At 33.2% G+C, this 24,153-nt stretch carries 22 protein-coding genes and 1 riboswitch; all 22 genes read right to left on the bottom strand.

The window, feature by feature from the left end; translation table 11 throughout:
• Positions 1-143: 143 nt before the first annotated feature.
• Positions 144-318, bottom strand: a riboswitch (Lysine riboswitch).
• 83 nt (positions 319-401) lie between these two features.
• Complete coding sequence (locus U472_RS05920; RefSeq protein WP_068716490.1) at positions 402-1,340, bottom strand: DMT family transporter; 939 nt, start codon at positions 1,338-1,340, stop codon at positions 402-404.
• A gap of 163 nt (positions 1,341-1,503) precedes the next feature.
• Positions 1,504-1,887, bottom strand: a complete 384-nt coding sequence (locus tag U472_RS05915) for a RidA family protein (protein WP_068716489.1) — start codon at positions 1,885-1,887, stop codon at positions 1,504-1,506.
• Positions 1,888-1,916: 29 nt separating this feature from the next.
• Positions 1,917-3,119, bottom strand: coding sequence for a threonine ammonia-lyase (ilvA, locus tag U472_RS05910; RefSeq protein ID WP_068716487.1), 1,203 nt, complete (start codon positions 3,117-3,119; stop codon positions 1,917-1,919).
• A gap of 649 nt (positions 3,120-3,768) precedes the next feature.
• Entirely contained in the window at positions 3,769-4,350 is a 582-nt protein-coding gene (locus U472_RS05905; protein WP_068716485.1) for a TetR/AcrR family transcriptional regulator, read from the bottom strand.
• A 140-nt stretch (positions 4,351-4,490) separates the two neighbouring features.
• Positions 4,491-6,332, bottom strand: coding sequence for a patatin-like phospholipase family protein (locus U472_RS05900; RefSeq protein ID WP_068716484.1), 1,842 nt, complete (start codon positions 6,330-6,332; stop codon positions 4,491-4,493).
• Between the two features lie 64 nt (positions 6,333-6,396).
• A complete protein-coding gene (locus tag U472_RS05895) occupies positions 6,397-9,558 on the bottom strand; it encodes an efflux RND transporter permease subunit (protein ID WP_068716482.1) in 3,162 nt (1,053 codons plus the stop codon).
• A gap of 16 nt (positions 9,559-9,574) precedes the next feature.
• A complete protein-coding gene (locus U472_RS05890) occupies positions 9,575-10,801 on the bottom strand; it encodes an efflux RND transporter periplasmic adaptor subunit (protein WP_068716480.1) in 1,227 nt (408 codons plus the stop codon).
• 18 nt (positions 10,802-10,819) lie between these two features.
• Positions 10,820-13,102, bottom strand: a complete 2,283-nt coding sequence (locus tag U472_RS05885; protein WP_068716478.1) for an ABC transporter substrate binding protein — start codon at positions 13,100-13,102, stop codon at positions 10,820-10,822.
• Between the two features lie 262 nt (positions 13,103-13,364).
• Positions 13,365-14,315, bottom strand: coding sequence for an acyl-CoA dehydratase activase (locus U472_RS05880; protein ID WP_068716476.1), 951 nt, complete (start codon positions 14,313-14,315; stop codon positions 13,365-13,367).
• Positions 14,312-15,409, bottom strand: a complete 1,098-nt coding sequence (locus U472_RS05875) for a 2-hydroxyacyl-CoA dehydratase (protein WP_068716474.1) — start codon at positions 15,407-15,409, stop codon at positions 14,312-14,314. Before U472_RS05875 ends, U472_RS05880 begins: the two co-directional genes overlap by 4 nt.
• On the bottom strand, positions 15,410-16,330 hold the full coding sequence (locus U472_RS05870; RefSeq protein ID WP_068716472.1) for an acyl-CoA dehydratase activase-related protein: 921 nt from the start codon (positions 16,328-16,330) through the stop codon (positions 15,410-15,412).
• 23 nt (positions 16,331-16,353) lie between these two features.
• The gene (locus tag U472_RS05865; RefSeq protein ID WP_068716470.1) at positions 16,354-17,829 is read right to left on the bottom strand and encodes a spore germination protein; all 1,476 of its coding nucleotides are present in this window, start codon (positions 17,827-17,829) and stop codon (positions 16,354-16,356) included.
• A complete protein-coding gene (locus tag U472_RS05860; RefSeq protein WP_083189775.1) occupies positions 17,804-18,394 on the bottom strand; it encodes a stage V sporulation protein AE in 591 nt (196 codons plus the stop codon). The genes U472_RS05865 and U472_RS05860 overlap by 26 nt, the downstream gene beginning before the upstream one ends.
• A gap of 312 nt (positions 18,395-18,706) precedes the next feature.
• Positions 18,707-19,060 carry a stage V sporulation protein AE gene (spoVAE, locus tag U472_RS05855; protein ID WP_068716466.1) on the bottom strand — a complete coding sequence of 118 codons (354 nt, stop codon included), beginning with the start codon at positions 19,058-19,060 and terminating at the stop codon, positions 18,707-18,709.
• Between the two features lie 3 nt (positions 19,061-19,063).
• The gene (gene spoVAD, locus U472_RS05850; RefSeq protein WP_068716464.1) at positions 19,064-20,152 is read right to left on the bottom strand and encodes a stage V sporulation protein AD; all 1,089 of its coding nucleotides are present in this window, start codon (positions 20,150-20,152) and stop codon (positions 19,064-19,066) included.
• Positions 20,153-20,168: 16 nt separating this feature from the next.
• Positions 20,169-20,612 carry a stage V sporulation protein AC gene (gene spoVAC, locus U472_RS05845; RefSeq protein WP_068716462.1) on the bottom strand — a complete coding sequence of 148 codons (444 nt, stop codon included), beginning with the start codon at positions 20,610-20,612 and terminating at the stop codon, positions 20,169-20,171.
• A 73-nt stretch (positions 20,613-20,685) separates the two neighbouring features.
• Positions 20,686-21,123 (bottom strand): stage V sporulation protein AB, encoded by a 438-nt coding sequence (locus U472_RS05840; RefSeq protein ID WP_068716460.1) that lies wholly within the window; start codon positions 21,121-21,123, stop codon positions 20,686-20,688.
• A 25-nt stretch (positions 21,124-21,148) separates the two neighbouring features.
• On the bottom strand, positions 21,149-21,805 hold the full coding sequence (locus U472_RS05835) for a stage V sporulation protein AA (RefSeq protein WP_068716459.1): 657 nt from the start codon (positions 21,803-21,805) through the stop codon (positions 21,149-21,151).
• Positions 21,798-21,974, bottom strand: coding sequence for a hypothetical protein (locus U472_RS16985; RefSeq protein ID WP_218059045.1), 177 nt, complete (start codon positions 21,972-21,974; stop codon positions 21,798-21,800). Before U472_RS16985 ends, U472_RS05835 begins: the two co-directional genes overlap by 8 nt.
• Before the next feature lie 159 nt (positions 21,975-22,133).
• Entirely contained in the window at positions 22,134-22,895 is a 762-nt protein-coding gene (locus U472_RS05830; protein WP_068716457.1) for a SigB/SigF/SigG family RNA polymerase sigma factor, read from the bottom strand.
• An 11-nt stretch (positions 22,896-22,906) separates the two neighbouring features.
• Positions 22,907-23,335 (bottom strand): anti-sigma F factor, encoded by a 429-nt coding sequence (spoIIAB, locus tag U472_RS05825; protein WP_068716455.1) that lies wholly within the window; start codon positions 23,333-23,335, stop codon positions 22,907-22,909.
• Between the two features lie 4 nt (positions 23,336-23,339).
• Positions 23,340-23,681: an STAS domain-containing protein gene (locus U472_RS05820; RefSeq protein WP_068716453.1), complete on the bottom strand. Its 342-nt coding sequence runs from the start codon at positions 23,679-23,681 to the stop codon at positions 23,340-23,342.
• Positions 23,682-24,153: the final 472 nt, after the last annotated feature.

The following is a 24,153-nucleotide window of genomic DNA, read 5'->3' as shown; positions in this document are numbered from 1 at the left end:
TATATTTATTAGTATAAGAAGTGGGTGTCAGTAAATTTGATTAATTTAATAATCAAATAAATATAACTCACACTCACCCTTAAAAATTTAAAAAACGGTTATGAATTATCTCATAACCGTCAGTCTATTCTCAAATTTATCGGATATAAGATAGCCCTTCACTAATTTCTTAATGACAGTACTATGACTATTAATCATAGTCCCAACTTTAAAGCCTGTGCTGACTTTAAAATTTCGGCAATAATCCCTTTTATTCTAATTCTTAGCCTACACTAGCTCCTTAGAATTACTCTTAATTATTGCTCCTCTATCTTCAAATATTCATTTTAAAATAGAATAACATATTTATCAATTCCTGTCAATTTGTTTTGAGAATTAATATCAAAAACACTCTATATTCACTAATGGTCCAAATTACTCTCTTCTATTATAACCCTTCTCTCACCATAATAATTAGTACCCCAAACACCTACTAATATCATCATCCCGCCTACAAGATGGAACCAATAAAAAGGCTCATCTCTAAAGAATACCCCTGCAATAACAGAGATTATTGTGGTCAAATTAGCAAATACTGCTGAACGGGAAGCCTCTAACTTAGATAATGTAAAGTTGACCAAAAAGAATGCCAATACTGAGGATAACACTCCTAGATAGAATATAGCAAAAAGTACATCTCCATAGGTTAAAGGTGTTAAATAATTTGCTATAGTCCTTTCTCTAAAATGATTAAAGATAAAGATAGAGTTGAATACACCTGCTCCCATTATCATCATTAAATAGGTTATCTCTATAGGCTTAAACTGTAATGAAGACTTTCTAGAAATTATATTGTAAAATGCTGCAGAAAATACAGCCCCTAGCAGGGTAAATATTCCCAATAAATTCCCATCAACCTCTCTATTGCCTTTCATCACAACTATAAAAATTACCCCAATTACGGAAATAATAATAAATAATAATTGCTTCTTATCAGGAACCTCTTGCAGAAATATTGCTCCCAAAATAGTTACTAACACAGGAATTAAAGCAATCATCATCCCTGCTTCTGAAGAGGTTGTTAACTCTAAACCGATAGTTTCACAAATAAAGTAAACTATAGGTTGGCAGACTCCTAATAAAATTAACAGACCCAGCCTCTTACCCTTAAAATCTATCTTGATAACCCCCAAAGCCTTTAATACCATCAATAACAGTGCAGCAAAAGTAAATCTCAAAGCCAATAAATGAAAGGTATCTAAATAATCTAAAGCCCGCTTAGTAAATAAAAAAGAGAAGCCAAAGATCAATGAGGTTATAACCCCTGCCAAAATCGGCAGATAATTTTCTTTCTGTAACAACTACTACCACCTTGCTTTCTATAGATTATGATTTAAATTATTATTTTCAATTACTTTTTAGTATAGCTAAATATCTATTAATTAGTACAATTCCAAACTTCAGTAATCGGTGACAAGTGACAGGTAACGAGTAAAAACCTCTTCTCATCACTCATTGCTGCTCCTAGCCCTTCATGGCAATTAAAGCTATTTCCACCTTAACATCTTTAGGCAATCTACTTACTTCTACGCAGGCTCTAGCAGGTGGCTCTTTGGCAAAGTACTCTGCATAAACTTCATTAATTTGACTAAAATCATTCATATCAGAGATAAAGACCTCTGCTTTCATTACATCCTTAAAGTCATAACCTGCTTCTGATAAGATAGCTTTTAAGTTCTCCAATACCTGTTTTGTTTGAGCTTCTACATCACCCTCAATCAACTCACCTGTTGCTGGATTAATAGGTATTTGCCCTGAGACAAAGAGTGTTCCCTTCAACTCAGTTGCTTGAGAATATGGTCCTATAGCCTGTGGTGCTTGGTCAGTATGAATAATTCTTTTACCCATTATTAACTCCTCCTTGATATGTAATTATATTATAATTTTATACTATAACCTTGATTCTTTAAAATAGATATTACTTCAGAAATATGTGCTGAATCTCTAGTCTCCAATACTAACTTTACTTCTGCCTGTTTTAGAGAGATATCTGGATTCATACGATCATGATGAACTGAAATGATATTGGCTCCACTTCTACCAATAATACCTGCTAGCCTCTCTAAAGCTCCTGGAATATCAGGTAATAAAGTTGTAAAGGTCAATCTTCTTCCTGCTTTCATCATTCCCCTACTAATAATAGCAGAAATCATATCTAAGTCAATATTACCACCACTTAAAATAACAGCAATCTTCTTTCCCTGTAAAGAAGCTTTATTATTTAATACTGCAGCCAATGCTGTTGCTCCTGCACCTTCGACTATTAATTTTGCCCTTTCTAATAAGATAGAAATAGCATATGCTATCTCTTCATCATCTACTGTTACAATCTCATCTACATACTTAGATATAATTTCATAAGTTAACTTACCTGGTCTTTTGACAGCAATACCATCAGCAATTGTATTTACTTCTGTTAAATCTATTGGCTTACCTGCTTTTAAAGAAGCTTTCATAGAGGCTGCCTTATCTGCCTCTACTCCTATTACCTTTATCCTAGGATTTATCTCCTTAATAGCTATGGCTATACCAGCTATCAATCCTCCTCCACCAACAGGAGCAATAACTGCATCTACTTTAGGTAAGTCTTCTAAGATCTCTAATCCAATAGTTCCTTGACCAGCAATTACATCTAGATCATCAAAGGCTGGTATAATAGTTGCACCTGTCTTTTGAGCATACTCCAATTCTTTTTGATGGGCTTCATCATAGGTCTCACCACTTAAAATAACCTCCGCTCCATAACCTCTAGTAGCCTTGATTTTAGCAATAGGAGCACCTTTAGGCATAATAATAGTTGATTTAATTCCTATTTGGGTAGCTGCTAGTGCTACACCCTGAGCATGATTGCCTGCTGAAGCTGCTACCACTCCCTTTTCTTTCTCTTTAGCAGTTAAGTTGCTTATCTTATTATAAGCCCCCCTTAACTTAAAAGAGCCAGTCTTCTGTAAATTTTCTAGCTTCAAATAGACCTGATTACCACTTAGCTGACTAAAAGTTCTTGAACTATCTAAATTGCTTCTCTTGATTACCCCTTTCAATCTATTTTGAGCATCTTTAATATCTTCTAACCTCACCATTAGAATACCTCCTGTTGTGACAATTGATTAAGCTGCTTCTCATTAATAATTTTCTACTAATTTATCATAATTAAACATAATATCATGACTAAAATATCGATTCTCTTTTTTAGTTTAATTTTATTTAGTAAGTTAATTATAGGTTCGTGAATCTAGAATAAAATTCAACCATGACGCTATATAGAGATATTGCGGCACTTTTATTTCAGTTTACAGTGTACAGTTGACGGTTGACAGTTGACAGTTAAAATCTTTAAAACCGAAGAAAATTCCTGTTTGAACGAAGCAAAAATTGAGCTGGAATTTAGAGTTTAATCAAATTTTAAATAAAGAATATGATTAATGATAATAATTAGTATTTTGATTGCGTAGTGAGTGGGCTCTGCCACGAAGAGTCTTGGTCTATAGACTCGTAGGTATATTTTCTTCTTGATTTTTTGGTTATTTTTTCATCAAGGAAAAACGTAACCCGCCCTTAGGCGGAACCTAATAATTTGTCTACTTTTTAAAAAGTAAAAGCGTCGCAATATCCCCATTAAGTTTCATTTTCAATTCACATACCTATAGATACCCTCCTTAAAGATAAAAAGAAAGCATATTAATATGCTTTCTGCTAAATTAATAGAATCTTAACTTAGATATCAAAAAGTTACTCTTTAATAATCCCATTAAAATAGATCTCCATAATATCACCTTTAATCTCTTCAACCTCATCAGCTGAAAAATCTTTTCCAAACATAATCCTATGAGCAGAAGTTATATAAATCATACCAAACAAAGAGATAGTAACATTAAGTGGATTCATCTCTTTAAGCTTCTTCTGCTCGATACCTTCTATAATTATATCTTCAATTATTTCTGTATATTTATCCATTATCTCTTTAATCTCATCCTTAAATTTGAGTTTATGCCCCCAAACTTCTCTGGTAAGAAATTTATGGAATTCCCCATGATTTTTATAAAAATTTAATTGGACAATTATTATCTGTTCTATCTTCTTAATTGGATCATCTAATTTATTTATCTCTTTTTTTACTTTCTCTAATACATCATTTAAACCAAATTTAATTAAAGAAGAGATCAAATCCTCTTTATTCTTAAAATAACGGTATAAAGTTCCCTTCCCTATCCCAGCTTCTTCTGCAATCTCTTGCATAGTTGTAGCAGATGTCCCCTTTTTAGCAAACTTCTGTATAGCCGCTGCAAATATCTTCTCTTTTTTAGGATTCATTCTATCAGCTCCTCAACTTTAAAATTATAATTATTAAGAGACTATTAGGCACTTATTTTTTTTGAAAATATCATATCAAAATCAAATAGTCAATCATATCTAATAATAAATAATCAAATTAAAGAAAAAATTAATAAAATTTAAAAATTATAATTTAAATTAATCTTAATAATAGGATCATTCGCATTTTGATCATAGGATAAATAACCATCTAACCTAACAGGTTTAAGTCCTAACAGATAAAAATCACCATTAAGACCTATCCCATAGGCCATAGATGATACTTCATCGTTTAAATAATCAGTAAATAAATATGCTCCAATATCTTTAATATATAGCATCTTCGTTAATTTAATCGCTTTTACAAATTCATAGGTATAGGCATAATCTAAAGAGAGTTGAAATTTAGCAAATTTATCTGGTTCGTCTCCTCGATAAATAATAGGAGACTCTATTAAATTACTATTATTAAAGACTACTTTAGGTCTTAAATTCCACTTATCACTTAATTTAAAGGACGTCTTTTTAGAGATTAAGATTTTAGGTTCTTCCCCTGCCTCATCAAAGAAAACATCTACTTCACCATTTAAATTACATCTATTGAGTTCTAGCTTATATCTAGCATCTGCAAAGACATAATTATTATTATCTATAACCCCTAATCCAGTTCCCCAAAAATAATTATCTTTATAGTATCTAATCCCTAGCTCACCATCATCTCTTTTCTCAGATTCAATTCTAGTCTTGGCTATCATATCAGTATTTTTAGTCAACTTTTTCCACCTAAACTCTGCTTCTAAATCTTGAGAAGCATTATTAGTTGCTAAAAATTTAAAATCAACACTATCTTTATCAAATTCAAAACCATATTGGGGGATATTTATATAACTTCTTAATAAATCTTGCTTAAAAAGAGAATAATCTTGTCCAAAATGGATAATTGAGTTAAAGTGAAAAGAAGGAACTAACATCCTATCATACTTTATATCATTAAATTCTTGTGCTACATTTAATCTCTTTCTAGCTGGATGCCTCTTTAAAGGAATCTTTTTGGAATTTAAGCCTTCTTTTATCTTACTCATCTTCTTCTTAGTAGCTTGATACCCAATCTCAATTAACTCAGCTGCACTACTAAAGTCAAAAAAAGAATATTCTCCAACTCTAGCTTCAATTATTATATCTGAATAATTTTCAATTATTCTTCTATTATTATTTTCTGATACTATATCTACATATCTGTTAACTATCTTATCTGGATTTTCATAGCTACCATGGCTTAGTTCAGACTTAACAGTAGTAGCAATTACAAAGTCTGCTCCTAATGCCTTAGCTGCTTTAGCAGGAGAATTCTCTAAAATGCCAGGGTCTGCAAAATACTTCCCCTCCATCTGATAAAGTGGGAAGAAATAAGGAATAGCATAAGAGGCTTGTATTACTTTAGAGATTCTATTAGTAGTGATCAGGTATTTATTACCACTATCTAATTCTAAAGTTAATAAGGCTGTAGGTATAGGAAAATCTTCTAACCTCTTATAAGGTGCTATATCCTCAAGAAATTTATTCACCTTACTAGTTCCTAAAATATAATCATCATTCATAAAGTTAATATCTAATAATTTGGCAAAGGGGACATTAATAATGATCTCCTCAATCTGCTCAATAGATATTCCACTCCCATACATAGTCCCCACAATTGACCCCATACTTGTTCCTACAATCAAATCAATTGGAATATCCTCTTCTTCTAAAGCTTTAATCACCCCTATATTAAAGAATGCCTTAGCCCCTCCACCTGTCAGTGCTACTGCAACAGTTTGCTTTGAAAGTGATTCAAACCTCTGATAATCCTCTATTAAATATATCTCATCATCTTTAATCACTTTAGTTAAACCTTTATCTTGCTTAAAAGCTGCATAACCACTATTTGAGTTAAAGAGTATAAGCAATAAAAACACTAAGATTAAATGTTTTTCTCTTAACACAGTAGCATTCACCCCCCCAAGTTATGAAAAGACCCTTAAATTTAAGGGTCTTTTTATAATTTACTTAACTATCAACAGGCATATTTTTATCAATATCAATATTATTATAGTTGTACTCTTTATAATTGATATTGAAGACTATCGAATAAACTACAGGAACTGCGATAAGAGTTATTAATAATCCAAAGGACAACCCAAAGATTAAGGATACTGCCATCCCCCCAAATAAAGCATCACCACTAAACCAAAGGGGTAATAGACCACAGATCGTTGTTGCACTGGTCAAAAAGATTGGTCGCAATCTTCTTTTAGCAGCCTCTAAAATTGCATCCTGTGGAGTCCTATTAAATTCATCTAGCTCTATACCAATTCTATCAATTAACACAATCGAGTTGTTGACTATTATTCCAACCAAAGATATTAGCCCCAATATCTCCATAAAGCCAAAGGCCTTTCCGGTAAGCAATAAGCCAATTGCTACTCCTACTATTGTAAGAGGAACTATTAAGATAATAGTCAAAGGCTTCTTATAGGAGTTGAACTGAATTACAAGTAACAATAATATAACCAATGCAGTGATAGGCAATTGGGCTTCAATAGATTCATTGGCTTCTGTTGAACTCTCATACTCTCCACCAAAAGCATAACTATATCCTGCACCCCAATTTGCCTGCTCTTTATCAAGCCATGGTTTTAATTGATTATTTACCTCTGTAGCAGTAATACCATTAACAGTATCAGCTTTAACGGTAATAGTTCTAATACCATCCCTCCTATATATTATAGATGGCTCCCATAAAGCCTTGATCTCAGCTATCTGCTTTAAAGGAACTGACCTACCTGTTCTAAGAGAGTAAACTTTAGTTGTTTCTAATGTAGATATATCTACATTTTTACTATTTTTATCCCTTAAGACCACTGGTATGATATCATCATCTTTTCTATACTCTGTTAATTGCACACCATCTAAGACACTTAGTAATGAGATGGCTACATCTCTATTACTCAAACCTGCCTTCTCTAATCTATCCTGATCTATCTTAATTCTTAACTTCTTAGTTCTTAGACCCCAATCATCACTGATATCCTCTACTCCATTAATAGTTCTTAACTTATCTTTGACTGAGTGAACTATATCATAAAGCTTATCCATTTCCTTACCTGATACCCTAATCTGAATCGGTTTACCAACTGGCATAATCTCCAATCTAGCAGCTTTAACCTCAGCATCTGGAAATTGATTGATAGTATAACCTTCTAGTTTAAGAATTAATTCTTCAATAACCTCAACAGAAGTGGTATTAATTAAGAAGTAGATATATTCAGGGCTATTTAATTCAGCACTATAAGCTAAAGTAAACCTAGGAGCTCCTTCTCCAATAAAGGTTCCCCAATTTAATATCCCTTCATCTTTATACTTTTCTATACTTCCACCAGCCAATAATTGTTTAAAGAAATTAACCTCTTCTTGTTCAGGCTTTACTTTTAATTTATTTTCAATATACTCATCTATATCTTTGGCAACATCTTCTGTTCTTTCAATCGAGGTCCCTTTAGGTAATTGGACTTCAAAGGTCATCACTGTTTTCTTATCTTTAGGCATGAATATTTTGGGAACAAATCCCATCCCTTTTACTCCTGAGAAGATTATTAACAGCACTAAAATTACAAATACTATTTTATGCTTCATTAGAGTTAACAATATTCTATTATGAACTCGATAGACCTTACCATTATACGCCTCTTCCTTCTTATCAATCTTTAAGAATAAGACAGCAAATAGAGGTACCATCGTTAAGGATAAGACCCAGGATGTCATCAAAGCTAATGCAACAACCTTAAAAATACCTCCAGCAAACTCTCCTACATCAGATTTAGCAAAGCCTATTGGAGAGAAAGCCGCACAAGTTACTAAAGAAGCTACTAATAAAGGTACCTTAAGCTCTTTAGCTGAAGAGATAGCCGCATCTAATTTACCCATTCCCTCTTCTAACTTAGATATGATTGACTCTGCCATAACAACAGAATTATCAACCAACATTCCTAAGGATATAATCAAAGCTGCTAAAGAAACAGTATCTATTCCTATCCCAAAAACAGACATCAACAAGAAGGTAATAGCGATTACTACAGGAACTAAGGTAGATACCAGTAAACCTTCCTTCAAACCCAAAAATACTAGTAAAACAGCTATAACTGTTAAAGTACTCTGGATTAAGTTGGCAGTAAAGCTACTTACTTTCTTCTCAACTAAGTCAGATTGTTGTGAAATAAAATCAAAATTTACTCCAATAGGATATTGACTCTTAAAGTATTCTACCTTATCCTTTACCTTTGCTCCTAATTTAGTAATCTGTCCTCCATCTTTCATAGAAATAGCTAATCCTAAAGCCTGTTTACCATCTACTCTCATTTTAGCATTAGCAGGGTCTATATAACCTTCTCTAACATCTGCTATATCATCTAAATATATTCCAGTACCATCAGGGAGTGTGATTGAAGTTTTCCTAATATCATTTAAATCTTTATAATCTCCTGTTGGTTCAAGAGGTATTCTTTCTGATCCTAACTCTATATTTCCACCTGATAGGATGATATTCCTGCTTGTTAAAATTTGTTGTAATTGGTATGGAGAGATTCCTAGTTCAGCTAATTTTGAATTATCATATTCTATAAAGATTCTCTTCTCTTGCTTTCCTACTATATCAACCTTGGCAACCTCATCTATAGTTAATAGCTCATCACGCATATCTTTAACCATATCTTCTAGTTCAGCATAACTATAATCTTCTCCGGTAACTCCAATTATAGTTCCAAATACATCACCATATTCATCATTGATAATAGGCCCTATACTATTTGAAGGCAATTGACTTTTAATAGCATTGACCTTCCTTCTCATACTGTCCCAAATCGGTCTAAGATCTTTATATTTTGACTCTATATTGACCTTTACCAATGAAAAACCTGTCTTATTTGTACTATCTACATAATCTAATTCTGGGATCTCTTTGACGGCCTCTTCAATCTTATCAGAAATCAGATTCTCAATCTTGTCAGGACTAGCTCCTGGCATGTAAGTTATTATTGTTGCAGTTTTGATAATAAAACCTGGATTCTCAGATTTAGGTAAGTTAAAATAAGCTCTGACTCCACCTATAATTAATAAAGCAATTAGAGTAAATGTAACATATTTCTTCTTAATTGCTAATTCAGTAAATCCCATATATTAGCCCTCCCCACTATTTTAATAACCGTACCTCTTGATTATCTACTATTTGGGTTACACCTTTAGTTACCACAAGTTCTCCTGTATTTAAACCTTTTAATACTTCTATTCCTTTAGAGTTAAGAGTTCCTACTTTTACCCTAACTTTATTTACTCTAGCACGCCCATCAGCTAATCTACTTACTGTATATACAAAGTTTCCTCCTTCATCAGCTGCTACTGCCGACACTGGTAAGATTAACCTCTTCTTATCTTCTAAGAAGTTAAAATGAACCTTTGCAGTCATCCCCGCCTTTAAACTTTCTAAACCTTCAGTTATTCTTATAGTTACTGGATAGTTTCCTTTATACCCTCTAACCTGTCTTCCAATCTTATCTACTACTCCAGTAAGATTAGCTTTATTAATAGCTGCAATATCCACAGATACCTGCTGACCTTCTTTTACCTTTGAGATTAAATCTTCATCAATAAATACCTTTACTTCAAATCCCTTATCTCCATCAAGGGTAAAGACAGGCATACCTGCATTGATATTCTCATTTGCTTCATAATGTTTACTAACTATAGTTCCAGAGATTGGTGCCTTTAATTTAGTATACTCTAACTTTAATTTAGCCAATTCTAACTGGCTTTGATATGAAACTACCCTTGCTTTAGCAACCTCTACACCTTCTTTGGCTTCAGCCAATTGTGCTATAACCTGCTTTAATTTTGCTTCAACTGACTCCTTAGCTGCCTTAGCCTTATCATAATCAGCTTTAGCTACATTATTATTCTCATATAATCTTCTAACTCTATCAAAGTTATTAGTTGCTTCAGTAAGTTGGGCTTCTACACTAACTATAGCAGATTCTATTTGGGATACTTTAGCTAAAGCACTACTTACTCCACCTTTGACTTGCATTAAGCCAGCTTCTACAGATTTTACTTGTAATTTATAATCACTATCATCTAATTGAGCTAATAGTTGACCTTTACTAACCTTATTACCTACTTCTACGGATATATCCTTTATCTTTCCTGGAACTCTAAAACTAACATTTGTACTCACATTAGTTTCTAATGTTCCCGAATAAGAGTAAGTAGAGTCAACTCTTCTGAGCTCTACTTGCTGATATTCTACAGGTCTGATAGTATCTTCAACAACTTCTTGCTCTGCTGATGAGCTACCGCATCCTGATATTATTAAAGATAGAGTTGCTAATGTTAATAATATGAATAAACCTCTTAATCTCTTCATCTTCTTCCTCCTTTAAAACTATTTAATATTTATAATATCAAAGTTCCCTAATGCTCTTTGCACCTCTGCTACTGCAATTAAGTAATTATAATTTGTAAGAAACTCCTGTCTTTTAGCAGTGATTACTGCTGATTGAGCATCTAACAGTTCTGAAATAGAGACAAGCCCTTTAGAGTAAGCATCTCTAACCAACTCTAAACTCTTATATGCTGTATTTACTGCTTCTTGAGAATACATATTCTTTCTGTATTCCGTATTAGCTGCAATTACTTTATTTCTAAGATTCTGCTCTACCTTCTTTAATAAAGACTCTTTTTTCTTCTTTAACTGCTCAATCTCTTTTTCAACCTTTGCAAGCTCAACCTGCTTATCCCCACCATCATATAGTGGAAAAGAAGCTTGAATTCCTATACTCCATTCATCTTCACCATGTGCATCTACACCTGCTGGACCATCTATACCCCATTCTTCTAAATAAGTATCGTATTGGGCAGATAAACCTACTTGTGGTAGATAGAACTTTCTCTTCTTCATTAAATATTCTCGTTCTTTAACTTCAATTAGATAGTCTAAGCCTGCTATCTCTGGAGAATTTTTAATACTCTCTTTAATCAACCTACTGCTAATATCTTCTAGTTCCCAAGGGTTTTTCACATCAAATTTATCCACCAATTTTTGAGATATATCAGCAGTGCTTACCTCTTCTAATCTAATATCTGCTGTTAAAGGAAGGTTTAAAATTCTTTTCAGATTATCTTTCACCATCTTTAGTTGACTCTCTGTCTCTGACAATCTACTTAACTCTACTGATTGTTGGCTCTCCCATCTATATATATCAGCAGGTCCTGTAGCACCAATCTCATGCTTGGTTCTTGCTATATTTAGATTATCCTTAGTCAACTTGACATTCTCTTCTTGTAATCTAATATCTGCTCTTGCCTTTAATGTATTAATATAAGATTTAATAGTTTCTAAAACCAAATCTAGCTTCTCTTGTTTTAATTGTAACTTTTGTTGTTTATACAATTTCTCTTTAATCTCTATATTGGCATTTGCGTCTTCACTGAATAAGACTTGTTGAAGCTTTATTCCACCAGTTAATTTCTGCTCTGATGCCATTCCCTTTGCTGCTCTAGTCTCATCTACTTGAGTATAAGTAGTATTTAAATCAAGGTTGGGTCTCTTCTTATTTTGAGCTTGCTTTAAGTTATCTTCTGCTATATCTAAATCTTTGATTTTTGCTTCTAAATCTAAATTATTATTAATTGCAATATTTAATGACTCTTTTAAAGTTAACCGTTCTCTACCTAAATCATCCTGATTAATTAATTTAGCACTCTTTAATAAATTCCAATTAGGTAAAACCCCTATTTCCTTTGCTACTTTCATATTTATGACCAATTCTTCATCACTTTTATCGATATAAACAGGTAGGTTACCTGCTTCTTTCCCAGCTAAAATCAATTCTAGATTAAGAGCCGTAGCTCTAGCTCTAACATTAATCGCTTTGTTATGGGAATATCCTGCTAAAATTCCTTCATCATTTATCATATCTGCTAATGTAAAGGTAGGAATCTTTCTTTTATTAAGTTCATCTAATAGAATAGACCTTTTACTGGCTGTTACTAATGGTGACAGATAAGCTACCTCTACTTTATCTAACTCCCTAATAATATCTTCCTTAGAGTTATCAGCGTATATATAGTCTACTTCTACATTATTCTTTTCTCCATCTACTTTCAATAATTTAGGTAGATTTATAACTCCTTGAGTAAAATTCCTTGAAATTATAAAAGTCACTTTATTAAAATCAATCAACTCTTTAAAGACTTTAATATCCCTTTCTACAATGGAACTTGAAGTTATAAAGTTTAGATTTTTTATTCCACTCTTATTCTCTTTAATTGAAAGAATCTGACTATCAATTAGAAAAGGAGCTAGAACTGGCTTCGTTAAATTATCCCTATTAATAACAGTATAAGAGCTTAAAATTCCAGCTGGAATAATAATATCTATCTCCTGATTACTTAGTAATTTATCTATTACTATATTCTGAACTGCCAGGTTATCGGCTTTAAATTCACTAAATTCAACTTGATATTCTTCAGATAATATCTGTAATATCTCTTCTTCTACACTATTTTTCAACTTTAAATTGAAATTATCATCACCTTCATAAATTATACCTATATTGACTTTAGGTAATTTCACTTGGTAATTCTCCTTAGCATAACTTATATTAGACATAAATGAAGTAGCTAATATAAGAAAGATCAAACAAAATAATACATTTCTCTTCATCAAAAGAACACCTCCATCTTTTCTAAATCAACCAATTATAATTTCACTAGTCTTATGTGAATTAATTTAATTCATCCTTTTATCACCCCTTATATTACTTATAAAAGTTATAGAGTATTAAAAGTTGGTATCAAATTAAAAATAAAAACCACAGTACTGACTGGTCAGTACTGTTAATTTATAGTATAAATAATCTTGACAATATTGTCAAGATTATTTATACTATAGAATTTATTTAATTATAAGAACTTTAACAATAGTATTAAACTGCCTCCCACTTAGGACATTTAGAACCCCAACGGGCAATAATCTCATCCTCTTGGTGAATATTAATAATCTCACAGTGATTAGGGCAAGATTTACACTCAAAACTAGAGACATGATAATTGAAGTTAGAAGTATCAAAGCCCTTAAATTCAGTAGTTTCCTTCTTCTTAACAGCATCTTGGGCTAAGACTGCAGAACCAATAGCTCCCATAACATTATGATACTCTGGTACTATAACCTCTACTCCAAGTTCCTCTTCAAAGGCTGCTTTAATTCCCTGGTTAGCAGCCACCCCACCTTGAAATACAATTGGTCCTAAAATCTCTTTTCCTTTTCCTACATTATTTAGATAATTTCTAACTAATGCTTGACACAGCCCTGCAATGATATCCTCTAAGTTGTGACCTAATTGCTGTTTATGTATCATATCAGACTCTGCAAAGACCGAGCAACGCCCCGCTATTCTCACAGGATTATCAGCTCCTAATGCAAGTCCCCCAAACTCCTCAATTGGAATATCTAAGCGACTGGCTTGTTGGTCTAGAAATGATCCAGTACCTGCTGCACAAACTGTATTCATAGCAAAATCAATAACAATACCATCACGTAAGATGATAATCTTTGAATCTTGACCTCCTATCTCTAAAACCGTCTGAACCCCTTCAACTACAGTAGAAGCTGCTACTGCATGGGCTGTAATCTCATTCTTAATCACATCAGCTCCCACAATCACTCCTGCCAAATTTCTAGCACTACCAGTAGTACCTACCCCCAAAATCTCAATATCTATTAGTTCTTTAATTCTCATCAACCCTTCTTGGATAGCACGGATAGGTTGGCCATTTGTTCTAATATATAGACTCTCTAATACATTTCTATCTTCATCAATAATAGCAATATTGGTACTAACTGACCCTACATCTATCCCCATATAACCTGCTTTCATATTATCAACTCCTCTTTCTCTTCTTTACGAGCTAATAAATCTACAAAGGCTTCTAAACGAGTAATATAACCTGCATCACCAGTATGCTCATCTAAGCTTAACGATAAGACTGGTATATTTAAATCTTTACTTACTGTTGGTAATATACTCTGGGCTATAATCTCTGGCATGCAAGTAAAAGGACCTAAATGTATTACACCATCAAAATCTTCTTCAGCATACATTACAGTCTCACCTACTGATTCTAATCCATGACCACCTACAAAATGATTCAAATAAGGTTTTGCTAATTGTTGTATATGCTGTCGATGTTTATTATCTCTAAAAATACCAAAATAAAGATGTTCTTCTATCCATTCAGATAAGTAGATAGATCTATCTACCAATACCCCTAACTCACCTAGCTTCTCTTCTATATGTAGATTTGTGAAAGGCTCTAAGATAACATAAATCTCTCCAACTAACCCTACTTTCAAAGGTTGAAACCCTTCAATTCTTTCTAAAGAATCAAAGTCTGTTCTTATTTTTTTTACAGCAGCTTCAGTTTCTGAAATACTTTGAGCCTTATCAATCAAATCTAACCCTTTTTTGTATATTTTAGTTGCCTCTTTTCGTTTTACTAGATAGGGTCTAGTCTGATTTGTTAACTTGCTAATCTGATCTAAGGCCTGTGCTTTTGCCCACGCCTTCTTCCAAGCAATATAAATTTTAGTCCAAGAAATATTACCTAATAATAACTTCAAACTCTGATAAAACTCTCTCCAATGGCCTTGTGGTGGCTCAAAGATAACCATATTAAAGTTATAACCCAAGTCCCTTAAGATATCCTTCTGTACCTCGCCATAATATCCAAAACGGCAAGGACCTATTCCCCCACCCATAATAATAGTATCAGCACCAGCTTCTAAAGCTTCAATATAATTACCTATATTTAATTTAAGAGGTAAACAAGCAAATTCAGGAGAATTTTTAACCCCTAAATCTAAAGTCTTTTGAGTAATAGGAGGTGGTGGTACAACCTCTAAACCTAATTCTATCAATAGAGTTTTAACAGCAATCGACATAGTTCCCATATGGGGAAATGTAACCTTCATCTATATCCCCTCCCATTTGATCATGTCTATAAAGGCTTCTAAACGGGTTAGCAATCCTGCTTCACCAGTATGTTCATCTAGATTTAAGGTCATAAAGGGTTGACTTCTTCTCCGCTTAGCCTCCCTTTCTATCATCTCTCCTATTAAAGAATCTGGTCCACAGCCAAAAGCTGTTAATTGAATAATCCCGTCTATGTCATTGCGATCAAAAAAGTGATGGCCTGCTCCTAACATCTGCTTACTTAATGTCCAGAACATATTTTTTGATAGATGTGAGACCCCCTTCTTTAAAGATGATTTGGAGAGCATCTCAGCTGTTATCACCTCTACCCCCATCTTCTTTAATTTACCTATTAGATTCATACTGATATGGGGGTCATAAATAATATACTCATGGCCCAAAACTCCAACCTTATATTTAGCTTCAGAATTAACCTTATCTTTCATCTCTTTTCTATGCTTTCTTAACTCTATTAGGGCCTTCCATAATGCCTTATTAACCTGCCAAGACCCTTTACCCAATACCTCTCCTACCTCTAATGCTGCTTTAAATAAATTTAGTTTACTATCTCTTAAATTTAGAGTGGTGTCAATGATAGGTGGCAGATCATCAATATTATATCTTACCATATCAGGTAGTCCCATAAACTTAGGGCATAAGTACTCCTTAGACCCTATACTGATAACTCTAGGAATAAATAAATAGTCAACCCTATCTTTTAGGTATTGGACATGACCTAAAAATAGTTTGACAGGTAGACAGGCTTCATCTACTGCTAATCTAACCCCAGCATTTACTGTCTCTTTAGTAGATGCCTTAGAGTCTACTACCTCACAATCTAACTCTTCAAAGAACTTATTCCAAGCTGGATAATATCTATGGTATAGCAAAGCTTGTGGTATACCTATTCTAGGTTTCACAGAACCAACTCCTCAATATTAATCTACTTGTTACTCTCTTTTTTAGTCTTATCCTTGACATGTCTAATATTAGGTCTTCTCTTTCTTAATGTTAGGATTGATTGCCTGAAGATATAGGTCTTTAGGGCTTGCCAATTAAACGGAATCAATGGCCATAAATAAGGGATACCAAAAGAGTTACTGAAAGCAAATAATAAGAAGATCAACATCAATCCAATAATTAATCCAGGTACCCTAAAGTAAATTACCGATATAATCAAAAATAATCGTAATAACTTTATTGTTAAAGCTAACTCATATCCTGGTATGACAAAGTTGCTTATCCCTCCAATAGCCATATAAAGGATCGTCTCTGGGCTAAATACTCCTACTTTTACGGCAAATTCTCCTAACATTAATGCCCCAATTAAACCTAGAGAGGTAGCTAAAGAACTAGGGGTCTGTATTGATGCCATACGGACTAAATCAATACCTAAGGTTGCTAAGATAAACTGTATTCCTATTGGAACTTTACCTAATTCCTCTGCCCCAATAAACTCTAAGCCTTTAGGTAACCAGTCAGGACCATATGCTAAAGTCAACCATAATGGTGGTAATACTAAAGATAGAAATATTGCAAAAAATCTAAGCAAAGACAAGTATGTTCCAGTTACAGTAGATTGGCGATAATCTTCTAAGGTTTGAGTATGGTCAAAAAAGGTAGCTGGTAAGATTAAAGCCGTTGGTGAATTGTCTACTAAAATACATATCTTACCTTCAAAAAGATGAGCACTGACAATATCAGGTCTACTACTATACCTTATTTTAGGTAAAGGATTTATAGTATCCCCTGTTAAGAAATCTTGCACAGTTCTATCAGCTAAAGGCAATCCATCCACATCAATATCTTCAATTTTACTTTTGACCTCCTCTACCAACTCTGGGTCAGCTATATCCTCAATGTAAACTACCGCTATATCATTTTGAGATCTCTTGCCTGCTCGCAAAGCTTCTGCTCTTAACTTTGGATCACGAATCCTTCTTCTAATCATCTGTAAGTTAAATAACATAGTCTCAATAAAGCCATCTCCAGGCCCTCTAGTTACCTTCTCTAATTCAGGTTCTTCAGGTCCTCTAGACATCCAAGTTCTAGCATCTATGATAATCGCCTTATCTTCACCTTCAATTAATAAGGCTTGGGGGCCAGCTAAAACTTCATTCATTAAATCATCTATATTATCTACAATGGCTACCTCATGGATAGTAAGGCGACTTTCTAGCAATTTCTTAATCGCATCAACACTTAACTCATCTGATTGGGTTTCCATCAAATGTTCCATTATCCGATTTATTAAGTCACCATTTGTTAGACCATCAATAAAGATTAAACTAACATCTTTATGACCAATCTTGAAATCTCGATTGATAAAGTCAAAGGTCTTTGGTCCATCAACTCTATCCTTAATAATCAGTAAATTTTCACTGAGTTTCTTACTAATCTTGGTCTTTTTTTCTGCCATTCACTCCACTCCTCTTTAAAATTTCCTCTAAAGCTTTAGTAGTAATAGGAGCGCCAATCTCACAATTATCCTTGCCAGACATCTTACCTACATCTCCTATACCAACAATTATTAGGTCATCATCAAACCTATTAAGTACATCAACAGTATCACCTTCTAAGACAAAATGCCCTTCTTTCTCAGCTTCTCCTTCCTTATCAACTGGTCTACTTACGAGTTTGCCCTCACAAGTTATAGAACAGTCTGGATGTATTCCTTTTACATCTTTAGCATTAGATGCCACTGCAACTACTCCCAATATCTCTATATCATCAGAGTCCATAACCTTCTCCATAGCATGTTCACCTTTACCACAATTGAAGTTACCTTCATCATCAAACATTACTACAACAGGGTCTGTAGGACAATCTTGAATTAAAGAGAGTAATTTTTTACCTGAGCAGGGTGTAGGATTTCCACCAGATTTGGAAATTACCCGTAAATTTAATTTTCTGCTTGCTTCTTCTACAGCTTTTTGCGCAGTAGAATCACCATCGGTCACTACTATTACTCTTTTTTTATCCAATAATTTTCTCCCCTTATTATTCGGATTTAAAAGAATTAATATTCAAATTTTCCTAAATAGGCGATAGATTGTACCTGTTATAAATGAATAATTCTAAAAATTAATATGTTACTATATGAGTATATTCCAACAATTTTTATATAAGTGTGAGTGAATGTTTCTATTAGGAATTGATTTTTGACTAAGGTAAAACCCCCTGGGTGAGAAACCCTTAGTAACAAGTCACTCATTCTTTACACTCACACTAAATTGTCACAATATCTATCCACCGTATCATCAAAATATAAATTAAATCCTAATAGAATACCTTTACTAATCTTTAGGTCTAAAGATTGCTGCCATTAAGAAACCAATAATTATTGAAGCACTAACTCCTATACTTCCCATCTCTAAGATACCAGCAAACAACCCTAAAAATCCATCATTTTCAGCTTCCTTCATTACCCCCTGAGTAAGAATGTACCCAAAATTCATTACAGGAACAGTGACTCCAGCTCCAGCTACATCAATTAAATAATCATAAACTCCTATTCCTGTTAAGATTGCTCCAATCACCACCATGGTAACCAATAAATGGGCAGGAGTATAATTGGTAAAATCTAAAAACAACTGACCTAGTGCACAAATTAATCCTCCAACTAAAAATGCCATCAAATACAAATTCATTCTTTATCCCTCGCTTTTAGTCAAATCTTCAATTTTTGTTGATAGATTATCTTGAATACTTGGACGACCAATTCCCTCAGTTAAATGTCCTGTTCTTTCTAAGACTACTGCATGAGCAATACAAGGAATACTCTCTCCCTGTAATGAAGTGACAGGATTTAATAAGGCACCAGTTCCAAGTAATAATATTCTATTAAAATTACCATACATTAGCTGTGGTAATAAATAGGAGGATGCTACGACGGCTGAACAACCACAACCACTCCCTCCTGCTCCACAATTTTGATTAGAGCTATAAATCATTACTCCACAATCATCAAAATTCTTACTAACATCACAACCTTGTTCTGCTAATAAATCTATTGTAATTTCCTTGCCAACCTGACCCAAATCTCCAGTAACAATTAAATCATAATCACTAGGACTGCGATCACTGTCCTCTAAATGATTTAAGATAGTATCGGCTGCTGCTGGCGCCATAGCTGACCCCATATCCTTTGGATCTTTGACCCCTAAGTCTACTACCTTACCCAAAGTAGCCATTGTAACTGCTACTCCACCAACTTGATTACTTAAAATCATTGCTCCAGATCCTGTTACAGTCCATTGCTTATATGGTGGATATTTGTCTCCATATTCATTAGGGGTTCTATACTGCCTTTCAGTAGCCTGATAGTGGCTAGAAGTAAAAGTAACTACTTGGTTAGCTGCTCCTCCATCTATCATCATAGATCCAATAGCCATAGCCTCTATCATAGTCGAGCAAGCACCAAATAGTCCAAGGAAAGGAATAGGGAATTTGCGGGCAGCAAAATTAGATGCTACAATCTGATTTAATAAATCTCCAGCTAACAAACAATCTATATCATCCTTAGTTAGATTAACCTTATCCAAGGCATTATTTACAACATCTTCAGTCATCTTCATCTGGGCTTTCTCCCAAGTCTGTTGATTGTTATATCCATCACTGATTACTTGATCAAAGTAATCAGCTAAAGGTCCTTGACTCTCCTTATTACCAACAACTGATGCTGATGATATAATTTGAGGAGGATTATCGAATTGAACTGTCTGTTTACCTAATTTCTTCATTATTTATTCCTCCAAATCAAAATATTAATTTTAGTAATCCAATAAGAAATGCAGATAACATCCCATAAGTCAATACTGGACCAGCTACAGAGTATATATTTGCACCTAACCCCAAAATATATCCATCTTGTCTATACTCCATTGCTGGAGCAACAACTGCATTAGAAAATCCTGTGACTGGTACAATAGTTCCTGCCCCAGCAAATTGGGCAATCTCGTCATATACCCCTAAACCTGTTAATAATGCTCCAATAAAGATTAAAGCTATTGTTGCATACGAACCAGCATCATCTTTAGGCATACCATTATTAACTAGTACATTGATTATAAACTGTCCCAAAAAACATATTAAACCTCCTACTAGATAAGCATAAAAAAAGTTCTTTACTTTAGAATCTGTAGGCTGATGCTTTTTTATTAATTTTTGATACTCTTGTGGTGTTTTATCTATTGTTCCCATTTAAAACCTCCTATGAATTAGTAATAAATAATAAGTAGCATTATTACTTAACTGCCAACTCCTGATCCTAAGCTCATCCTGAAAACCATAACCTTGGAAATAACCAATAAATCAAAGAACCAATTACCTTCCCTAAGATAAGAATAAATAATAATTCATTCATATAATCCTTTAAACCTAAACGTTTACTCAATAATGGTAGTACTTTTAAAGTCTCAGTTAACGCAGCAGCTATTAATCCAATAAATGTACCAAAAACAAACCCTACCAAGATAACCAATAAATTATTGATAAAGAAAATACTAGGGAGTGTTAGGTTGAAAAAGTCTACTATCACTCCAAATAATGACCCTGATATTATTAATTTTTGATATAGCCAGATAGATTCATTAGAGTTACTTAAATCTATTAAACGAGGAATTACATCTAAAACCATTAAAAAAGCAACTAAAGCTACACCAACTATAACCCCTTCAGAAAAACCAATTACAACTAAGAGAACTCCTTTCATTTAACCCCCACCTAATACTTCTTAATTATTGATCACTCTTTTTAGCTAACTCAGTCTTTTGATGTAAAGAGAATTGATTGACCTTGTTCTTATATAGATACATCTCTATTTCCAAAGGGCTAGGGTCTTTCTTGTTGAATTTATACTTATAGATTTGGTTGAAGAAGACAATCATTCCAAAACCCAAACCTATAGAGTAAGGAATATTAAGTAAGAGGGGGTTTTCTTTAGACTCACCCATAATCAACTTGTAAATCTGTTGATGTACCTTAACCATACTGACATCGGCATGAAAGTTCATAATAGCCATAGCTGCTCCAAAGAAGAGTATAATTCCAATTGCAAATATATATAACCTTGAAGGCTGATTATCTCTCAAATTATTCTGAAAATTCTCTTCAATATCTACAATTACATCAGCTTCTCCTAAATGCTTTATTCCAGATTGTGGAAATTCCCTTTTGATAGCCCTTATAATCTCTAATGCTGTAACAATCATCGACTGACCAGCTTTTTCAGTTACCTCTTTGACCTTAACCTTCTCTAGCTTATCTTGTAGCTCCTTATTGGTAATGACTTCTGCTAAATCACTGATTACTAAGGTCTGGTTAGGTTGAGCCTTTACCACTCTTTTAACCCTTAAAAATATCTCTTCTTTTATACATTCCAACTGTTCACTCATTATAAACACTTCTTATCTTAGACTTACTTTGATAATTAAAGACCTTTTTAGCTCTAGGGGAGAGCTCTTTTTCCATAAAGAAATCATCCCATAGGAACCAATTAACTAAAACAAGAGCTAAAAATATAATCAAGTAAATTACTCTTTTTAAATTGATTTCAAACATCATACACATCCTCTCCTTTGCTGAAAAGAAAGCGATATAATATACCTATTAACTGTTACTATTTATATTATTAATCATTCTATCTTCTGATTTTCTAAATCTATTATGTGTAAGTAACTTAAATTTAATACAAAAAGCACAGGTTTAGCACCTGTGCTTTTCTTATAACTCTCTTCTTATTAACTTTAAAATCTTCTTCTCTAGCCTTGAAACCTGAGCTTGGGACAAATCAAGTACTTTAGCAATTTCACTTTGGGACTTTTCTTCAAAATATCTTAATTTAATTATTAGTTGTGAACGCTTGTCCAATTTTTTTAAAACATGATTTAAAGCCAACAAATTCAACTTTTCATTATAATAATCTTCATCATCAACTAGCTGATCAGCTAACTCTAAACTACTTCCTTCTTTTTCATAAACCTGTTCATGAATTGATTTAGGAGCCTGTATAGCCTCTAAAGCTGAAACTATCTCTTCAGCTGATAACCCTACCTCTTTACTCAATTCATGAATAGTAGGTTCTCTATTTAACTTTTGCTCCAATCCTTCTTTTATCTTATTAACCTTATAAGCCGTCTCTTTAACCTTTCGACTGACTTTGACAATATTATCATCACGCAAGAATACCTTAATCTCACCAATAATCAAAGGAACAGCATAGGTAGAAAACTTTACTCCTTTACTAAGGTCAAAACCATCTATCGCCTTAATCAAACCAATACTTCCAATTTGAAATATATCCTCTATAGAGTAACCACTGTTTTTAAAACGATGAGCTATCTTCATAACCAACCTTAAATTATGTTTAATCAGCTCATCCTTAGCAGTCCTATCACCTTGCTGACTTAAAGCTATTAACCTTTTAGTATCACTTTCGGCTAATAATTTATGATTATCAATATTTATCTTCGATAAGCTATTCATCTTGTCAGCTCCTAATTAACCTGTTTTTGCTCCTGGGCTGGAACCTTGACCATCTTTAATGTTGTTCCTTGGTTGACTTTTGATTCTATCTCAAACTTATCCATGAAGGAATCGATAAAGACAAGACCTAAGCCCATTCTATCAGCTGTTGTATATGCTGGCTCACAAGCAGTCTTAATATCTTCAATTCCACAGCCTTGGTCCTCTATTATTATCTCTAATTGATGCTCCTTAACTCTCATCGAAATATCTATCTCACCTACTCCACCTTTATATCCATGAATAATGGAGTTTGATACAGCTTCTGAAATTGCTACCTTTATCTCCTCTAACTCTGCCAAAGTAAAATTCAACTGTGAGGCAAAAGATGCCACCGTTACTCTAGCTAATCCAATATTATCTGATAAACTGTCAATTACTAATCTAGCCTTATTCTCCATTATCTTACCTCCCTACAATATTATCTAAGGCTTCTGCTTCCGAAGGATATACTTTAATAATCTTTAAAATTCCTGATAATTCAAATATTCTCTCTACTTGAGGAGTTACTTCTGCTATTGCTAAAACTCCCCCTTTTTTGGTAATTCTCTTATATGTACCAATGATAGCCCCTAATCCAGAACTATCAATGAATTTTATCCCATCTAAGTTTAGAATTATCCCTTTGGTATCTTCTGTTAGTTTCTGCTCTAGCTTCTCTTTAAAGATATCTACAGTATGTAAATCAAACTCTCCATAGGGTCTAACAACTAAATTATTATTACTACTCTTAAAAGATAATTTCATTCTTCTCACTCCTTTCTAATTATTAATTCAATGTTAACCATTTTTTTCCTGCAACAAATAAAAAAAAAAGACAAATAAATTTTATCTGCCTTTTGAATTGAACTTTATTTTTTCTTCTTTAAATTACCAATGGTCTTCATTTCTATCTCTTTATCTCTTACAACTATTTGATACTTCCTATCTATATGATATCTATATGATATCCATTTGTAAAATAGCCAAAGCTTTTACTTCTTAATTCTCCAGCTACTTCTATATCAACTCTATACTCACCATCACTCTCTGCAATCCCATCTACAGCCCACCTTAATTTCTTCTGCTCTCTGATTTATTTCCCAACACCGAAATTTTTACTTTATTTATCTAAGTGGAAGAATGATTGTAAATCTCAAATTTACTATAGATGTCTATAAAAGATTAAAGCTACTATTTTATACTAATCTATACAATAAATTAATTACTAATAGTTTAG

The organism is Orenia metallireducens (assembly GCF_001693735.1).
GTDB classification, from domain to species: Bacteria; Bacillota; Halanaerobiia; order Halobacteroidales; family Halobacteroidaceae; genus Orenia; species Orenia metallireducens.
Note: the sequence above shows the minus strand (reverse complement) of the source record. Positions and strands in the feature narration are given on the sequence as shown.